Below are 18,483 nucleotides of genomic sequence, written 5' to 3' on the forward strand. Positions count from 1 at the left end.
ATGAACTTTATAGATAGAGTAGCTCCAGAGTTGAAGCAGGGGTTAACGTTGAATCCGCCCTTTCGATTGCCGGAAGACCTGGCGAAGGCTCGGATGATTCCTCCGAACGATGCGCCTCGATCCCAACACGTACGGATCCTAGATCGTCAAATTCCAGGTGCGGATGGGCAATCCATGTTATTGCGGGTATACGAGCCGGCGGAGCAAGGCGAGGAAGCCCTCCCCGCCTTGCTGTGGCTGCACGGCGGGGGTTATGTGCTTGGCGATCCCGGCGTGGATGATGGAATCTGCCAAAGTTTCGTGGAAGCCGCGGGCTGCATCGTCTTCTCACCGGATTACCGCCTGGCTCCGGAGCATCCGTTTCCGGCGGGAATTGAAGACGGATATGCTGCGCTAGTCTGGATCGCCGGGAATGCGGCCGAGCTTGGCATTGACGTTCAGCGAATCGCCATCGGCGGGCCAAGCGCCGGAGGAGGGTTGACGGCAGCGTTAGCACTCTTGGCACGCGATCGCAGCGGTCCTGCGATCTGTTTTCAAATGCCGCTTTACCCGATGATCGATGACCGTAACGTCACCCCGTCCAGCTATGAGATCACCTATCCGGCCGTGTGGAATCGAGCGAATAATCAGGCCGCTTGGAAGATGTATCTAGGCGAGCATGCAAACGGGGAGATCTCTCCTTATGCCGCGCCAAGCCGGGCTCAGAGCCTGGCGGGTCTCCCTCCGACTTATACCTGTGTCGGCCAGTTGGACCCGTTCCGGGACGAGACGCTGGATTATGTGAAACGTCTGGCCCAGGACGGCGTTGACGTGGAATTCCAGCTGTATCCGGGAGGTTACCACGCTTTTGAACATTCGGTGCCCGAAGCGGAAGTAAGCAAGCGCGCCAAGGACGGTTACCTAAATGCTCTGGCAAGGGCTTTCCGGCGCTAACACGGAACTCAGGGAGGAACTAGCATGATACATCTTGAAGATAGATTCACGTTTGAAGCTGCGCCCAATGATCTCTTGACCATCGGCGAACTGCTCGTGGACATGATAGCCAATGAATACGGAGAGGAAGCCCGGGGAGACGAATATACCCGGTTTCCCGGCGGCTCTCCCTCGAACATCGCGATGAATGCCAGCAAGCTGGGAATTCGCTCCCGGGTTGTCTCCGCCGTTGGACAAGATGGCCTGGGTACGTTTTTGACCCAGCGCTTGGAAGCCGCCGGCATGAATACGGATGGAATTCAGCGAGTGGATGCGGCGACCAGCCTGGTCGTGCTGACGAAGAGTCAAGCTTCGCCGATCCCGATCTTCTATCGGGATGCTGATTATCGCTTAACTTATGATGCAAAGTTGGGGCAAGCCCTGGAACAATCCAAAGCGGTTCATTTCTCGTGTTGGCCGATCTCACGGGAGCCCTCTCGGCGCGTCATCGAGCGAGTGATGGAGGAGGCCCGGAAGCGGGGGTTGTTGATCGGTTTCGACCCCAACTATCACCGGATGATATGGCAGCCTGGCGAAGACGGTGTGGAATACGTGAAATCGATCATCCCTAAAGTAGATATCGTGAAGCCTTCAGAGGATGACGCGGAGCGGTTGTTCGGTATGGCAGATCCGTTTAAGCAGATCGACCGATTCTTAGATTTGGGTGCTAAGCTGGTTATTATGACGCTCGGGAAACAAGGGGCGATCGTATCGAATGGCAATGAGACGGTCAGCTTCTCGACACTCGCTACTGAGGTTGTAGATACAACGGGAGCCGGGGATGCGTTCTGGTCCGGATTTTATGCCGCCTTGCTTCAGAATTTCACCGTCAGGGAATCGTTGAATTTAGGTTTTGCCGTGAGTGCTTACAAATTGAAACACTTAGGTGCTGTGGTCGACTTGCCGAAGCTTGAAGTCATTAAAGCTCAGTTTGGATTATAGGAGGACTTAAAGCATGTCGCTGAAAAATAAAGTTCAATTGATCACCTATCCCGATTCCATGGGTGGGAACCTCCGGACGTTAAGCGAAATGCTGACGAAGCATTTCTCCGATATCTTTGCGGGCGGCGTTCATATCCTGCCCCCTTTCCCCTCCTCCGGAGATCGCGGTTTTGCGCCGCTAACGTATCTGGAGATTGAACCCGACTTCGGAACGTGGGAGGACATTCGAGCAATCGGGGAGAAGTTCGATGTCTTGGTCGACTTGATGGTGAATCATATTTCCAGGCAATCGCCCTATTTTCAGGACTTCCTGGTGAAGGGCCGGTCGTCCGAGTATGCCGATTTATTTCTTACGCTGGATAAAGTATGGGAGAATGGGGAGCCGGTTCAGGAGGATATCGACAAAATGTTTCTCCGCCGCCCTTTGCCTTACTCGACCTTTGAAGCCGGCGGCAAACAGGAACGAGTGTGGACCACATTTGGCAAGACGGACCCGTCGGAGCAAATCGATTTGGACATTCGTTCACCGCAGACACGTCAGCTCCTACGCGCCTTCTTTGAGAATTTCAAGCAGCAGAACGTCAAGATCGTTAGACTGGACGCGGTTGGATATGTCATTAAGAAGCTGGGAACCAGCTGTTTCTTCGTAGAGCCGGACATCTACGAGTTTCTCGACGAGATCAAAGCGTTGGCGGATTCGCTCGACATCGAGCTGTTGCCGGAAGTTCATGCGCATTACTCGACGCAATTCAAACTGGCGGAGCGCGGCTTCTGGATTTACGATTTCATCTTGCCTTATCGTATTCTTGAAGCGCTTCTTACGAAGAATGCCGCAGAGCTTACCCATTATTTGAACATTCGGCCGCATAAGCAATTTACCATGCTGGATTGCCATGACGGGATCCCGGTCAAGCCGGACCTGGATGAGCTGATCGACACCAAATCAGCGCGAAACCTCGTGGAGATCTGTGTGCAAAGAGGCGCGAATCTCAGTCTGATCCTGTCCGACGAGCATAAGGCGGAGGATGGTTTTGACGTTCACCAGATCCGTTGTACTTACTTTAGCGCGCTAGGGGAAGACGATGATGCCTATCTTGCGGCGAGAGCGATTCAATTTTTCACTCCCGGAATTCCTCAGGTCTATTATACGGGATTGTTTGCGGGTGCGAACGACATGGACCGCGTGAAGGAGACGGGGGAAGGCAGGGAGATTAACCGTCATAATTATACCGTAGAGGAGATGGACCTGGCGTTGGGGGAAGAAGCTGTACAGCGGCTGCTGCAGTTGATTCGTTTCCGCAACACCTATCCGGCGTTTGACGGAGAGTTCCAGGTGCCGGGATCGACGGACAATGAAATTCGCATGCGCTGGAGCCAGGAAAACAAGAGCTGTTTGCTTATCGTAGATTTGAATACGAACCAATCGGTGATCGAATACATCGACGAGCACGGTCTATTGACCGAATATCGGATTTGATTTCTTCAAAAAATCAAGGAGGAATAACACATGGCCATGTTACAGATCCAATTTTTCTCGCGATCGTTGAGAAGGGAAGTCGCACTCAGCGCACTGGTTCCCTTGGACACGCCGCCGATTCCGGGTCAACCCGTGGAGGAGGCCAAGCCCTTAAAGGCGTTGTATCTGTTGCACGGGTATTCCGGAAATCATACGGATTGGATCCATTTCTCCCGCATCCGGGAACTCTCCGATAAGTACAAAATCGCCGTATTTATGCCTTCGGGGGAAAACCATTTCTACCTTGACGATGAGGACAAGAGTCAGCTATACGGGGAATTCCTTGGGAGGGAACTGATTCAATTCACACGCCTGATGTTCCCGTTATCCCAAGACCGGAAGGATACGTTTATCGGAGGACTTTCCATGGGCGGGTACGGAGCGATTCGGAACGGTCTGAAATATGCCGACCAGTTTGGCCGGATCATCGCGCTTTCTTCCGCGCTCATTCCGTACACCATCGCCGGGTTGTCCCCGGGCTATCAGGATGCCATCGCTGACTATAATTACTACAAGCGCGTTTTCGGGGACCTGAATCAGCTTCTCGGAAGCGACAAGGATCCGGAAGCGCTAGCTAAGCAATTGAAGGAACAAGGCGCGCATATTCCGGAGATTTACATGGCATGCGGGAACGAGGACTTTTTGCTTGACGTAAACCGGCGGTTCCATGATTATTTAACTCAAGAGGAAATTCCTCATCGCTATAAGGAAAGCGCTGGGACGCATGACTGGAATTTCTGGAATGAGTATATCGGCCCGGCCATAGAGTGGGCTGTCACCGATCCAGATTCGGTCACCTAAAATCGTCTTCTGCTTCATATGCCCCTGAAGAGAGCTGCGGCCTGTCGGCCGGTTTGCTTCCTCTTCGGGGGCATCCCTTATTCGAACCATCGCCCAGATAAAGGAAGAGGATGCTTGATGAAGGCCGGAGGATTGTTTACTAGAAAGAGCATTGTATTCAGGTTTTTCGTTCCATTCACGCTCATCCTGGCCATTTTGTTTACGGTATTATTGCTCAGCAACATCTATTCGCTGGAAGTGGTTCGTACCCAATCGATTAGCAATTCACGCAATACCTTGGGAATCTACGTGGAGAACATTCATAGTAAGTTGAACTTGTACGCCAAAGACTTGACTGAGGTGTTCGAGAACCAGATTGATGCGGCGACCGAGTATGATCGCCTTAAAGGGAGCGACCGCTACTTCAGAGAAATCGCCCTGTTGGACGCCCTGAAGGCCAAAGCGTCGAACAATGACTCCAGCGACGGGGTATTTATCAAACTACCGGGTGATGGGGCGACGCTCGTGCAGTTCGGGAATCGCACCCGATCCGAGGACAAGCTGGATCTGGTCGACTTCCTGAGGGAGCATGATTTTCTCCCCGATCCTGACCGGACCCTCGACGAATGGACGGATTTCGATGTTCAAGGTGCGCATTATTTGTTTCGATACATCACCTATGAGAAGGTCAGCTTTGGCACGTTCGTCAAGGCGGATTCCTTGCTTGCCGTCGCCAGCGGGGAAGGACAAGAGCTCGGCCCAACCCTTCTTAGTGCTCGGGAAGGTGGCATTCTGGCTTCAACCGATGAGAGTCTAATGGAAACAGCATCGACCCTATCGGATTTGAGAGCGCAGGATAAGAAGAGCTACCTGTTTATTTCAGAACCGATCGCCGAATTTGGCGAAATCACCCATATGATGGCCAAACAAAATATTTTCTCAGGACTCAAGCTGATTCAATGGCTCATTATCTCCTTAGCTGCGATTTCGGTGGTGGCGATTCCCCTGGTGTTGAAGCTTCTGGCCAGGGACATTTTGCAGCCGGTGCTGGAGTTGGTGAAGGCGGCCAAGGACGTCGAAAAAGGGAGAACGAGCTTCCCGGAACCGTCCGGGCATTTTTCCATCGAGTTCATGAAATTGTTTCATTCTTTCGATTCCATGATTCGGGAGATTACCGATCTGAAAATCCACACGTATGAGGAAAAAATCGAGCGGAGCCGTACGGAACTCAAGTATCTGCAAATGCAGATCAGACCTCATTTTTTCCTGAACGCCATCTCCACGATCAACAGCTTGACGTACCAAAATAAAAATGAAGAAATCCGAATGCTGATTCAGCTGCTGTCTCAGCACTTACGATATATGTTTAAGGGCGGACTTGTTCTGGTGCCGCTGGAGGAAGAGATGAGGCACGTGGACAATTACGTGCACATGCAAGAGATTCGGAATCCCGACCAGATCTTCTGTATGACGGATATTGATGCGGCCACGGCGCGAGTCCTTATCCCTCAATTCTTAGTGCAAACCTTTGTTGAGAACATCTTCAAGCACGCCCTGACCTACGGTGAAATGTTATCGATCTTCATCCGGACCAGTCTGATCGAGATCGAGGACATGCCCTATCTACACATCTCGATCGAGGATAACGGCGGGGGATTTCCATCCAGCGTGCTACAGGCCGCGAAGGATTCAAGCCTGGAGCCGGTCGAAGCGAGCGGGCAAGTCGGGATCTCCAATATTCGGCGAACGCTTCAATTGCTGTATAAACGCGAAGACCTGCTGAAACTATCCAACGCCGAACCGCTGGGAGCTAGGGTTGAGATCCTCATCCCAGTGCAAGGCGACGGTGAAAATGACTTCACAAAAGAGGTGTAACGATGCGCTGCTTACTTATTGATGACGACGTACCTACGGTTGAGGTGCTCCGGGATATTGTTCGCTGGGATGAGTATGGCTTCTCCCAGGTAATCGAAGCGCATAACCTTATGGAGGCCAAGTCCTGTTTCGAAGCCGGCTCGCCGGATCTGATCATTTGCGATATTGAAATGCCACGGGGGACGGGGCTCGAAATGATTCAGTGGGTGCGTGAGCAGGGTTGCGATTGCGCATTTATCTTCTTTACCTGCCACGAGAGCTTCGATTTCGCTTCGACGGCCTTGACCTATAATGCAGACTCTTATCTGATAAAACCGCTCGATGAGTACAAGCTGGATGAAGCGCTGCACCGTTCACTTGAATCGCTGAAGCGGCGAAGAACGTTAGGTGAATACAGCAGGCACGGGTTAGCCTGGTTGCGTAACAAGGATTTGGTGGAGAAGAGCTTCTGGAGCGATGTCTTGTCCTCCACGCTTTCTACGAGGAAGGATTTGATCCAAGGGGAAATCCAAAGGAGGGACTTGTCCTTCACCGTGGATCAAAAGTTTATCCTGGTTCTGGTCAGCGTTACGGCATCCGAGATCGATGAACATTGGAACGCTAGTGTGTTTCACTACGCGCTGTCCAATCTCGGATCCGAGATCCTTTTCAATCGTCCAAACCCTGACCGCGTGATCCCCTATAAACAGGACAATCAGATCTACCATGCGTTCATTCTGGATGGCGGGACAGAACCGCTCCAAATGAAAGCAAGCGGTGAGCGGCTCGTCCGCTTATGCAAACAATATTTCAAATGCACGGCCACGTGTTACATCAGCGAGGAGATGGAGATTTCCCAATTGGCCCCGTGCAAAGGGAAGCTGGAACAAATGGATGCATCCAATTTAATCTTTAGGGGGATCGTCCACTTTCAAAACGACAGCTTCCAATATAATGCGACGGAGCCGTTCGCTCTAGATACCCACATGTATACGCTACTCTTCGCCCAGAAAGATAAAATGCAAATCGTCAAGCGTTTGAAGCTTACGTTGGAACGACTTGCCGCGCAGAACATATTGGACGCTGCGACACTCCACTCGATGCGTGAGGATTTCCTTCAAGTGGTTTATGCGTTCTTGGCACAAAATAATATTCAAGCCCACCAGTTATTCTCGGATGACATCGCCAAACGCCTGCTTCAACGGTCCGATCACAGTGTGTTCGATTTCATGAAATGGGCGCATCTGATGACGGAAAAGGCGATTGATACGCTGAAGGAAACGTTACAATCCGAGGGGGTTGTCGAGCGGGCAAAACGGTTTATTCATGAGAACTACCATTGGGATATCAGCCGGGATGATGTGGCAGCCAGCGTTTTTTTGACACCGGATTATTTGTCCAAAACCTTCAAAACCGAAACAGGCATGTCGATTATCGAATATTTGAACGCCCACCGAATTGAAAAGGCCAAGCGAATGCTGTCGGAGCGGCTGGTCAGCATTGGAACGATTGCGGCGGATACCGGATTCGACAACCTTTCGTACTTCTCTACGGTGTTCAAGAAACTGACGGGCGAGTCTCCAAACGCCTATCGGGCCAAACATAAGCCGGAGGATTAAGAAGCTCAGGGAACTGAGCTTTTTTTTAAAAGAAGATGTCGGTTTATTGAAAGAGAAGCCCCGTTCAAAACGATAAACTGATAACGAAACCACATGAATGGGGGAAGTAAGAAGTGATGAAGAGAAAACAGAGAATGGTCCTGTTGTTGTTGTCCGCCATGCTGTGCAGCTCGATCCTGGCAGCGTGCGGCAAGGATTCGAACGAGACGAAGACGATTCCAGGCGACGGTAACGATGCCAAAGTGGAGAAGATTGTGTTCGCCATGCCTTCTTTTAACCGAATCCCCGATAATCTGGGACGGATCACGGATGCGATCAATGAAATCACGATACCGAAGATCGGCGTTGAGGTGGACTACAAAGTATACGGTCCGGTCGATTATGCACAAAAAGTCAATTTGGCGCTGCAGAGCGGAGAGCAGATGGATTTGTTTACGACGCTGGGGCAATTCACCAGCTACGTGTCCAAAAACCAGGTCTATCCGATGGAGGAGTTGCTCCCCGAGTATGGCAAAGAACTCACCGCCATTCTGGATAAGGACTTCGGCCCTGATATGTTGAAAGCGACAACCTTAAATGGACATATCTACGGCATCCCGGTGAATAAGGGCATGTCGATCCCAACGAACTTTGTTTACAATGCGGACATGCTGAACGAAGCCGGATTCACGGCAGACGATATCCACTCGGTTCAAGATTTGCCGGCGATCTTTGAAGCGGTCAAGCAAAAGCATCCGGATGCCGTTCCGTTTGGTCCGATTAACGTGAACCCAAGTGATACTTCCTTACTTCTCCTGTTAAAAGGCTTGCATCAAGTGGACTTCTTGTCGGACACCACCGGTATTGGGGTTGTCGTTGGCGATGAAGGCAAAGTGGTCAACTTCTATGAGACCGACTTGTTCAAAGAAGGCGCCATGATGATGAGGGATTGGTTCAATAAAGGGTATCTGGAAAAGGATGCGGCTACAACGTCAATCACCGCTTCCGACCTGATCACATCTGGGCGCGGCTTCTCCTTTATGGGCGGATACAGCGGTTTGGAAGCAGCCAAAGCCTTAAGTGCCCAAACGGGAAAAAATCTGGAGATGAAGCGGATTGCCCCTTATTATTTTGAAACCGGGGCCGTGAATATGGTTAGCTGGATGTTGTCGAGCACGACAAAGGCTCCGGAAGCAGCGGTGAAGTTCCTGAACCTGCTGTACACCGATGAAGCGCTGATCAATACGATTCTTTACGGGATTGAAGGCGAAGATTACGTGAAAGTGGATGAGCACCACGTGAAATATCCGGATGGCAAGGATGCCAACATGGTTGGTTACACCGCCATGCTCAGCACCGGTATCGTTGGCTCCGAATCGCTGCAATATCAATTGGAAGGCGTCAACTGGTCTGACGTTGAGCTTAAGCTGCAAGAGAACAAAGAAACTCAGAAATCTCCGTATTTCGGCTTTATCTTTGATCCCAGCGGAGTGAAAACCCAGATGAGCGCCGTCACGAATGTCGTGAATCAATACTTGCCAGGACTCATGTGCGGTGTGCTGGATCCGGAAACGACGATTCCGAAGTTTGTTGATGCTTTGAACAACGCGGGTGCCGAGGATATTATCCGCAGTAAGCAAGAGCAGCTGGATCAATGGATTGCCGCGCAAAATAGCGGGAAGTAGAACGGGAATGTAGGAGAGAACCGCTATGACAAACAAGACGATGAGATCAAGAGGGCTAAAGAAAAATCTCCCGCTGCTGCTGTTAGCCGCGCCAGGCCTGCTGTATTTTATCCTAAACAGTTATATTCCGATGGCCGGCGTGTTTATTGCCTTTAAGAACATCGATTATGCCAAAGGCATCTTTCGGAGCGATTGGATCGGGTTCGATAATTTCCGATTCCTGTTTCAAACGTCCGACGCCTGGATCATGACGAGAAATACGCTGTTGTACAACGTTGCTTTTATCGTGTTTGGAACCATTTTTTCGATCCTCATCGCGATCTTTATGTCGGAGCTGATCGGCAAGGCTTACTCCAAGCTGTTTCAATCCGGGCTGGTGCTGCCAAATTTGATTTCGATGGTCGTATTGTCTTATCTGGTCTTTGCGTTCTTGAACGCGGACAGCGGATTTATTAACCATTCGATCCTTCGACCGTTGGGCCTGCCGGAAATCAATTGGTACTCCGAACCGAAGTACTGGCCGTATCTGCTCGTCATTATTCAGATGTGGAAGACGGCCGGATATGGTTCCATCGTGTATATTGCGTTCATCGCCGGAATTGACAAGAGCATCTATGAGGCTGCAAAAATCGATGGTGCGGGCAAATTGAAGCAGATTTGGACGATAACGCTGCCTCTTCTGAAGCCTACCGTCGTGATTCTGACCTTGATGTCAGTTGGTCGGATCTTTAATTCGGATTTCGGCCTTTTCTATCAGGTCCCGATGAACGCAGGCGCTTTATACAGCACGACGCAAACGATCGATACGTATGTGTACCGGGCACTCATGCAGGTGAATGATATCGGGATGTCGGCGGCAGCCGGCTTGTACCAGTCGCTTGTCGGGTTCGGGCTGGTGATGCTGGCGAATGCGATCGTCAAAAAGCTCGACGCGGATAACGCGTTGTTTTAGGAGGAAAGACCATGATTCAAACGAAAGGCGAACGAATTTTCGTCTTGTTCTCCGCAGTCGCGATGGTGCTGCTAACGTTATTTGCCTTTGTCCCGTTCATCCTGATTCTGGTTGCCTCGTTTACGGATGAATCGATGTTGATCCGGGACGGATACAGCTTCTTTCCGGCAAAATTGAGTTTGGATGCTTACGCCTATATGGTTTCCTCGGCTTCGACCTTCCTTCGTTCGTATGGCGTGTCCTTCTTGGTGACGATTCTAGGGACGGCGGCCGGACTTCTGATTTCGAGTATGCTGGCTTATCCGATGTCCAGGAAAGATTTCAAATATCATAACGCGCTGGCGTTTATCGTGTTCTTTACGATGCTGTTTAGCGGCGGGATCGTTCCGTCCTATATCATGTGGACCAAATACTTGCATATCAAAGATACGCTGGCCGCCTTGATCGTACCCAATCTGTTGACCAACGGGTTTTACGTGCTGCTGATCCGAAATTACTATAAAAACAATATTCCCGCCGAGCTGATCGAAGCCGCTCAAATCGACGGGGCGTCGGAGCTGCGGACGTTCTTCCGGATTATGTTACCGTTGTCCGTTCCGGTGATGGCCACCGTCGGACTGTTCATGGGGCTGGCTTATTGGAACGACTGGATTAATGCGTTGTATTTTATCACGAAACCGCAATACTACGGCATTCAGAACATGTTGATTCGCTTGATGAACAACATTCAGTTTCTAAAATCGGGGCAGGCGGGCAGCGTGATTGGCGCGGGGACAGTCGAGCTTCCAAGCACGGCCATCCGCATGGCCATGGCGGTCATCGGCATCCTGCCGATCGTCATCGTGCTGCCGTTCCTGCAGAAGTATTTGACTAAGGGAGTCGTCATCGGCGCCGTTAAAGGGTGAAGCAGAAAGGAGTGATCTGTATGAAAGTGCAAGAAGTCATCGATCTGATTCTGGAGGATTCCTGCGGCGAGACACGAGTCGAAAATACGTGCGATCGATTGGCATCGGGCGATCCGAACCAGGAAGTGACGGGGATCGTCACGAGTTTTATGGCTACCGTTGATGTGGTGAAAGAGGCAATCGCGGCCGGGGCGAATCTGATTATTACCCATGAACCAACTTACTTCACAGGAAATGATGAGCTGGAGTGGCTGCAGCAAGATCCGATTTATCTGGCTAAAAAGAAGCTGATTGACGACCATAGCATCGCGATTTGGCGATACCATGATCATATGCATATGGCCGGAACGGATCGCATCTATGACGGGTTGATCTGTCAGCTTGGTTGGAGCGATCGCCTGGCGGAGGAGAACAAGCCGTGGGTGTATGTCATCGAGCCGACAACCGTTGGGGAGCTGGCGGAAGTTCTAAAGGAGAAGCTGTCGATGAACGTGCTTCAAATGGTAGGCCGGCCGGATATGGTCTGCTCTCGCATTGGCGTGTTGGTCGGCGGTGGGAGCTTGGGACTCGGAAGAGAGCAAATGCCGATGGAACTAATGCGGGACCAAAATCTGGACGTCATGATCTGCGGCGAGATTCTGGAATGGACGTTATGCGCATATGTGAACGATGCCGTGATGCTCGGGATGAACAAGGCAATGCTGGTCGTCGGGCATGAACGCAGTGAGGAATGGGGCATGAAGCATATGGCAGATTGGCTGCAACTGCTGGTGGGCGGTACCCCGGTCTCTTTCGTGGACGCCAAGGAACCTTTCCAATATCTTTAAATGAATGAAGGCACCCGGAACCTATGCTATAATCGGGTTGTTCGATTGTATCGAAGAAACCAAGCTAGTGCGAAAGGGTGCCAGGCATGAAACGGAAAACCATCTTGACGGCAATCGGAGTCATTGCGGTTGCCGCGCTGGGAAGTTATTTTCTGATCACAGGACAAGCCGATAAGCAAAAAGAATCGAATGCTATAGACGCTCAGAGCATCAAGCAGATGGCCCAGGACTACAGCGTTGGAAAATTAAGCGCCAAGTCCGCATCGATTACTTCGAGCCAACTGATCGTGGACGGCGATACGGCGGATTCGAAGACATATGATCTGCCGAAGGACGAATTTTTCGTCTCGATTGCGCCTTACGTGAACCAAACGCATCCTTGCGAGATCCACAGCTTGACCGGATGCCGCGGCGAAATGAGCGAGCAGGAGTTCCAAGTGAATGTCACCGATGCGAACGGAAATACCGTATTGGACCAAAAAATGACGTCCCAGGCTAACGGATTTATCGACTTGTGGTTGCCGCGCGAGCAAACTTATCTTGTTCAGGTTAGCTATGACGGGAAGACGGCCGAGTCGGAAATCTCCACGTTTGATGGGGATCAAACGTGTATCACGACGTTGCAACTCAGCTAATCTGAACCACCTCAAAAACGACGGACCCTCATCAGAGGGGCCGTTTTTGGGGTCGGCAAAGACCGGCAGCTACAATAAGAGGATCGCGCCGCCCATCATAGGGGTGAGTACCATGAAGGTTTTTAGCCAGACAACAGGCACACGTCTCGTGAACTTGGCTCCGACATAAGCGCCGGACATCGTTCCGATCACAACCGCGAGGAGTAAATGAACATCCAGGTAACCGATGGTGAAGTAGCCGGCCCCTCCGGCGAGGGCAATCGGCATGATCACCAGCATGGTTGTACCGGCGGCGTAACGCATCGACATTCCCAGGAGAAGCATAAGCCCCAGTTGGATAAAAGGCGTCGACCCGATGCCGAACAATCCCGATAAGGAGCCGGTAATCAAGCCGATGAGCGGCGCAAGCAACCAGAACCGAACGCCTTTGACTGTGACGAGCGTCGTATCGTCGGGCGCTTTCGGGCGCCGGGAAACGTATACCATTCGAAACCACAAGGCCAATCCGGAAGCAAACAGCATGCCGGAGGTCAGATACCCCAGACGATCTCCGGGGATCAGAGATGACCAACCCGAGCTAATCCATGCCCCTGCCGCACCGGTCAAGCCGACGATCACCCCGGAACGCAACGCCATATTTCCTTCGCGGTAATGACTGATCGAACCGGAGAAGGACGAGAAGAACATGGCGGCCAGCGCAGTACCTAGCGCCGTATGAATCGGGTAACCGAAAACGACGGTAAGAATCGAGATGATAAATCCCGATCCGCCTGCCCCTACGAAGCCGAGGAGGAAGCCGAGCGCCACCATGACCAGGGCAACTTCAACGAGCGGGATCAATCCATCCTCCAAACCTGGTGGGGGACAAGAGCCCCGACCGGGACCGGTAAGTCCCTACGCACGGAACTAGCCAGGTCCAGCACCATGGTAGCGTGCTCTTCTCCGTAGACAGGCCAAGCCGGTAAAAGCTCGGTGTTCGGATTTCCGCTCCGGATAAATGCGCTCCAGGCTGCCCTCATCCCTCGCGCAAGTTCTTTCATTTCAGGCGTCACAGCATAGGGGTCATCAAAAGACGGCGTAGTCATGAAGCCGGAGTCGCCTGCGGCCAGTGCCGCTTGAATCAAGCTGCCTTCATATCCGTGGATCGCCCCCAGCCTGCCGCCGCATCGAAGCCGATACATCCAAACCGGTGCACCGGAGAAGGATACGGCCTCCGCGAACTGTATCGCCCCGATGCCATACAAGTGCTCCGTTAAGGTTCGGGTCCAAGCAACGTCAGGGGACATGGATTTGCTGTAATGCTGATAAGCGTTCCACACGGCGTCGGCATTCTTCCCGAAGAATCCTTCAAGTACCTCCAGATGCGGGGACTGAAGCCGCGGATCATTCTGAATAAAGATCGCTGCCTCCTCCTCGTTGAACCCGATCAAGAGCGGTGGCAGCCCTTGACTGTGCTTAAGGGCCGCCAGCAGATCCCGAGGGATCACAAGGCCGTCGGCCACGGGACCGAACATATGCAAGCCATGCGAAGTATCAAAGCCTACAGCCGATTGCGCTTCAATCAGCTTCTCTGCGGGAAGCTCGAGCAATCGGCGCGAGTTTGCCGGGGACAGTCCCAGCTTCTCCAGCACCCTCCGAGTTGTCACGTCTGCGGTCTGCGGATCCCGAACCGCTTGCGTGGCTCCGCTCTGCACAATCGCACGGTGAAACAGGCCATGTGCTTTCGGCATGAGATAAAGGGACGCCACGCATTTGGCCCCTGCTGAATTCCCGATGACCGTGACGCGTGAGGGGTCGCCGCCAAAGGCGGCGATATTGTGCTGAACCCACTGCAAAGCTGCGACAATATCGAGCATTCCATTATTTCCCGAAGTCGCGTATTCCTCACCTAGTAGCTCTCTTAAATTCAAGAAACCTAACGCACCCAGCCGATAGTTGATCGACACAAAGACGATGCCCTCTTCGGATGCGTATCTGAGACCGTCGCATTCTGCCCCGGTTCCCCCAACGAATCCCCCGCCGTGGATATAGACCATGACGGGCTTAGGTCCATTGCTCAAGTCTTCCGGCGTCCATACGTTCAAGTTTAGGCAATCCTCGGACTGCGCCAGTTCCGACAGGATCCCCTCCTGAGCCGGATTCTGAGGTGCGATAGCGCCGAACCGGTCGCATCGTTTAACGCCTTCCCACGGAAGCGGAGGGGTCGGCGGTTTGAATCTTCGCGATCCCCCCGCACTTGAGGCGTAGGGAATGCCTCGGAATAAGTAGGCTCCCTCCATTTTCAAGCCCTCGACTTTGCCTGACAACGTCTGCACAATCAAGATGATCGTCTCCTGTTCTATCGATGTTGTGATTATTATATCTTGCTTGATTTCATGAACCATAATATATATTTGAATATAAAGATCATAACCTATAGGTTATGAAATAAGGAGGACATTCCGCGTGGAGTTGTTGCAACTGAAGTATTTTCAGACGGTGGCCCGCATGGAGCATATGACGAAAGCCGCCCACAGCTTGCATATTTCGCAACCGGCGCTCAGCAAGATGATTGCGGCGCTGGAAGCCGAGCTAGGGACCGAGCTGTTTCTGCGGGAGCGCAAGACGATCCGCCTGAACGAAAAAGGCAGGATGTTCCTCCAGCATGTGGATCTCGCGTTGGAAGCGCTGGAGGATGGCGAGCAGCGACTGCGGGATACCAACGGATCCGCTTCTCCTATGGTCACGCTGGATGTTCGGGTATCCTCGCATTTGCTTCCGGGCATACTGGCCGCTTTTCGTACGGAATGTCCAAATGCCCAATTCAACTTGCTGCAGCATGCATCACCGCTGGACCCTCGAACGAACTTCGATCTATGCCTCTCGGACGGGGCGGTGCCGCCCCCTGGGACGGAGGCCGTCTCCTTGCTCGAAGAGGATATTCTCGTTGCGGTTCCCGCCGATCATCCTCTCGCACACCGGGAACGAGTTCGCTTAAGTGAGTTAAGGGAGGATCGCTTCATTATGCTACCTTCCGGCAAGTCTTTGCGCGAAACGACGGATGCCTTCTGCCGGTTGGCCGGGTTTACACCTCGAATTCGGTTCGAGAGCGATGATCCGGCTACTGTACGAGGATTGATTCGTGCGGGACAGGGCGTTGCGTTCCTGCCGGCGATCACTTGGAGCGGATCTACCGGGCCGGACGTCAGGCTGCTGCGACTCGAAGAAAGCTGGTGCAAACGATCGATTTCCCTGTCCTGGCCAAAGGATCGGTACCTGAAGCAGATCGCGGTCCAGTTCCGCGATTTTACCATCCAGTATTTCGCGAGGTTGGCCGTATCAGGAAGGATGGATTATGAATGAGGGATGTCTACGGGACATCCCTTTTTTTGCGCTTTATTTTAGGGATACCGCTAACTACAGCGGTCCCCGCGTCTTCTGCCGGTTCTCCTTCCGATAGTCGAGCGGCGCGACGCCAATCTCCCGTTTAAACGTTTGCGAGAAATACGACTGCGATTTGAAGCCGATGATCTCGGAGATTTCCAACACGGAGTAATTGGTGGACTCCAGCAGGAATTTGGCCGTGTCCATTCGCACCTGGTTTAAGTATTTGACGGGGGACACGCCATACGTCTTTTTGAAAAGATGCGACAAGTAGTACTTGTTGATATGCGCTTCCTCTGCCATGGATTCCAGCGTGATGTTGCTTTTAAAGTGGACGTCTATGTAATTTTTGACCAAAGCCACCTCTTTGGGAACTTTTTCGGTAGTAGAGAGGTTAATCGATACGTGTTTTTTGCGCAAGATCAAAATCAACATCACCTGGACCAGGTGCTTGCAGAGTTCCAGGTAGGCTTCCTGCTTGGCGTTATATTCTTCGAACGCTTTATACAGATAGAGAAGAATGCTCTTGTCCGGATCCCGGAAGCGAACGTAAGGCACCGTGTCTTCGTCGGAGATAAAGGAAATGCCGTTTAAACCGATGACAAAATACTCTAGCGGATCGCTGAAATCGGAGATTTCCGTATGCTCGATGTTGGGGTTTACGATGATCACATCGTGTTTCTTGATGGGGAGTCGTTCGTCCCGGACGAGAAATTCCCCTGTCCCTCCCGTCACGTAAAACAACTCGGCAAAATGGTGAGAATGCTTCAGGCCAATCCAGTTTTGGCTATCGGAATCCGACTTGTTGATATAGATCAGCTCGGTGTTCAGGCTGGCGAGCAGATCCGCCGATGAAGTGGGGTGTTTCGTCATACATCCGTTCCTTTCAAAGTAAAAATGACACCTTGGTGGCTAAGCGCTTAAGCAACTCCCAAGCTTTAGCCTGACCGCTGACAGTTCAATGATAGCACAAAATGTTATCTTTATTAACGAATAGAGCAACATTCCTAAAAAACATAGCAATAATGACATATTTAAAAACGCTTTCTTCTCACTATAATGAAAATAAATAAAAAGGGAGGCGTTCAAATGCGGATCCAAAAGATAGGCGCTGCGATTGCGATGGCAGCGATGTTGACCTTAACGGCCTGCGGGGCCGGTTCAAACGGAGCTTCCTCCGGGGAAGATGGAAAGCCGGTGTTGAAAATGGCCGCGCTCGAAGGCGGCTACGGCAAAGAGATGTACAGTCAGGTCATCGCAGCATTCGAGGAGCAATTTGACGTTGACGTGGAGCTGACGATCAGCAAGAGCATCGAAGATGAAATTTCACCCGGCATGAAAGCCGGGAAATACCCCGATGTTGTGGTGCTTGGCCAAGGGCGCAGCGCGGGACTCACCGAGACGCTGATCAAAGACAAAGGGCTGGAAGATCTCACGGACGTCTTGTCGATGCAGGTGCCCGGGGAAGAGCAGAAGCTGAAGGATAAGTTGGTCGACGGGCTGATCGGGACGCTCGGCACGAATCCTTACGGCGATGACAGCACCTATTTGATGCCGATGTATTATTCTCCGACAGGGTTGGTGTACAACAAAGGACTGTTTGAACAGAAAGGCTGGGAGGTGCCGAAGACCTGGGATGAAATGTTTGCGCTCGGCGACCAAGCCAAGAGTGAAGGGATCGCCTTGTTCACTTATCCGACCGCCGGGTATATGGATTCCTTTTTCTTCGCCTTACTGGCGGATGTTGGCGGCATCGGATTCTACGACAAGGTGATGAATTACGAGCAGGACATTTGGAATACCAACGAAGCTAAACAGGCGCTGGACATTGCGGCCAAGCTGCTGAGTTATGCCTCGGATACGACGGTCGCGTATGCCAATGAGCAGGACTTCACCAAGAATCAGCAAGCGATCCTGGACAATAAGGTTCTGTTTATGCCAAACGGCACCTGGATTGCCGGGGAAATGGCCGACGCTCCTAGAACAGAAGGATTCGCATGGGGACTCACTCCGATCCCGACGGTGAAGGAGGGCGGAGACCGTTACATCGTGACCTCGATGGAGGCAGTTTGGGTACCGTCCCAAGCGAAAAATAAAGACCTGGCCAAGCAGTTTATCACTTTCCTTTACTCCGATAAGGCCGCCGACATTTTTGCCCAGTCCAACGCGATCCAACCGATCAAGGGAATTTCGGACCAATTGACGGGGGAGAACCAATCGTTCTACAGCGTCTACGATCAGCCTCAAGTGAAGGCACTGGTCGGCGGGTTCGTCAGCACCAGCCCGGTTGAAGGCGTCAATATTAAAACCACCTTGTTCGATACGGCTAACAGCATCATCTCGGGGGAGAAAACCGTCGGCGATTGGCAAGCCGACCTGAACGAGGCCAGCGAGAAGTTAAGAGCGGCAAAATAAATAGTAGCGATTTATTCCCTGCAGGAAGCAAGGTGAGAC

16 protein-coding genes are annotated in these 18,483 nt (G+C 52.0%); 13 read left to right on the forward strand and 3 right to left on the reverse strand.

The window, feature by feature from the left end; genetic code table 11:
- The 11 genes from IM700_RS17650 to IM700_RS17700 all read left to right on the forward strand — a co-directional run bounded on the left by IM700_RS17650 (window position 1) and on the right by IM700_RS17700 (window position 12,666).
- Complete coding sequence (locus IM700_RS17650) at window positions 1–933, forward strand: alpha/beta hydrolase (protein WP_193418276.1); 933 nt, start codon at window positions 1–3, stop codon at window positions 931–933.
- A gap of 24 nt (window positions 934–957) precedes the next feature.
- Entirely contained in the window at window positions 958–1,914 is a 957-nt protein-coding gene (locus IM700_RS17655; RefSeq protein ID WP_193418251.1) for a carbohydrate kinase family protein, read from the forward strand.
- Between the two features lie 13 nt (window positions 1,915–1,927).
- The gene (gene gtfA / locus IM700_RS17660; RefSeq protein WP_193418249.1) at window positions 1,928–3,391 is read left to right on the forward strand and encodes a sucrose phosphorylase; all 1,464 of its coding nucleotides are present in this window, start codon (window positions 1,928–1,930) and stop codon (window positions 3,389–3,391) included.
- Between the two features lie 30 nt (window positions 3,392–3,421).
- Window positions 3,422–4,231: an alpha/beta hydrolase gene (locus tag IM700_RS17665; RefSeq protein ID WP_193418247.1), complete on the forward strand. Its 810-nt coding sequence runs from the start codon at window positions 3,422–3,424 to the stop codon at window positions 4,229–4,231.
- Between the two features lie 117 nt (window positions 4,232–4,348).
- On the forward strand, window positions 4,349–6,085 hold the full coding sequence (locus IM700_RS17670; RefSeq protein WP_193418245.1) for a sensor histidine kinase: 1,737 nt from the start codon (window positions 4,349–4,351) through the stop codon (window positions 6,083–6,085).
- 2 nt (window positions 6,086–6,087) lie between these two features.
- Window positions 6,088–7,683: a helix-turn-helix domain-containing protein gene (locus IM700_RS17675; RefSeq protein WP_193418243.1), complete on the forward strand. Its 1,596-nt coding sequence runs from the start codon at window positions 6,088–6,090 to the stop codon at window positions 7,681–7,683.
- A 116-nt stretch (window positions 7,684–7,799) separates the two neighbouring features.
- The gene (locus tag IM700_RS17680) at window positions 7,800–9,347 is read left to right on the forward strand and encodes an ABC transporter substrate-binding protein (RefSeq protein ID WP_193418241.1); all 1,548 of its coding nucleotides are present in this window, start codon (window positions 7,800–7,802) and stop codon (window positions 9,345–9,347) included.
- 25 nt (window positions 9,348–9,372) lie between these two features.
- The gene (locus IM700_RS17685; protein WP_193418239.1) at window positions 9,373–10,299 is read left to right on the forward strand and encodes an ABC transporter permease; all 927 of its coding nucleotides are present in this window, start codon (window positions 9,373–9,375) and stop codon (window positions 10,297–10,299) included.
- Between the two features lie 11 nt (window positions 10,300–10,310).
- Window positions 10,311–11,204: a carbohydrate ABC transporter permease gene (locus IM700_RS17690; RefSeq protein ID WP_155607142.1), complete on the forward strand. Its 894-nt coding sequence runs from the start codon at window positions 10,311–10,313 to the stop codon at window positions 11,202–11,204.
- Window positions 11,205–11,224: 20 nt separating this feature from the next.
- Complete coding sequence (locus tag IM700_RS17695; protein WP_193418237.1) at window positions 11,225–12,031, forward strand: Nif3-like dinuclear metal center hexameric protein; 807 nt, start codon at window positions 11,225–11,227, stop codon at window positions 12,029–12,031.
- An 86-nt stretch (window positions 12,032–12,117) separates the two neighbouring features.
- On the forward strand, window positions 12,118–12,666 hold the full coding sequence (locus IM700_RS17700) for a CueP family metal-binding protein (protein ID WP_193418235.1): 549 nt from the start codon (window positions 12,118–12,120) through the stop codon (window positions 12,664–12,666).
- Window positions 12,667–12,735: 69 nt separating this feature from the next.
- Here the strand turns inward: IM700_RS17700 and IM700_RS17705 are convergent, their stop codons facing one another.
- Both IM700_RS17705 and IM700_RS17710 read right to left on the reverse strand, forming a co-directional pair.
- Entirely contained in the window at window positions 12,736–13,476 is a 741-nt protein-coding gene (locus IM700_RS17705; protein ID WP_193418274.1) for a sulfite exporter TauE/SafE family protein, read from the reverse strand.
- 26 nt (window positions 13,477–13,502) lie between these two features.
- Window positions 13,503–14,981, reverse strand: coding sequence for a carboxylesterase/lipase family protein (locus IM700_RS17710; protein ID WP_336244917.1), 1,479 nt, complete (start codon window positions 14,979–14,981; stop codon window positions 13,503–13,505).
- A 130-nt stretch (window positions 14,982–15,111) separates the two neighbouring features.
- On the opposite strand from IM700_RS17710, the gene IM700_RS17715 reads away from it, so the two are divergent.
- Window positions 15,112–16,008 (forward strand): LysR family transcriptional regulator, encoded by an 897-nt coding sequence (locus IM700_RS17715; protein WP_193418231.1) that lies wholly within the window; start codon window positions 15,112–15,114, stop codon window positions 16,006–16,008.
- A gap of 54 nt (window positions 16,009–16,062) precedes the next feature.
- On the opposite strand, the gene IM700_RS17720 is transcribed toward IM700_RS17715, so the two are convergent.
- Window positions 16,063–16,902 (reverse strand): helix-turn-helix transcriptional regulator, encoded by an 840-nt coding sequence (locus IM700_RS17720; protein WP_155607146.1) that lies wholly within the window; start codon window positions 16,900–16,902, stop codon window positions 16,063–16,065.
- A 216-nt stretch (window positions 16,903–17,118) separates the two neighbouring features.
- Between IM700_RS17720 and IM700_RS17725 the strand changes: the two genes are divergently transcribed.
- The gene (locus IM700_RS17725) at window positions 17,119–18,444 is read left to right on the forward strand and encodes a carbohydrate ABC transporter substrate-binding protein (protein WP_239484019.1); all 1,326 of its coding nucleotides are present in this window, start codon (window positions 17,119–17,121) and stop codon (window positions 18,442–18,444) included.
- Window positions 18,445–18,483: the final 39 nt, after the last annotated feature.

This window comes from Paenibacillus rhizolycopersici, assembly GCF_014947195.2.
Classification (GTDB): Bacteria; Bacillota; Bacilli; order Paenibacillales; family Paenibacillaceae; genus Fontibacillus; species Fontibacillus rhizolycopersici.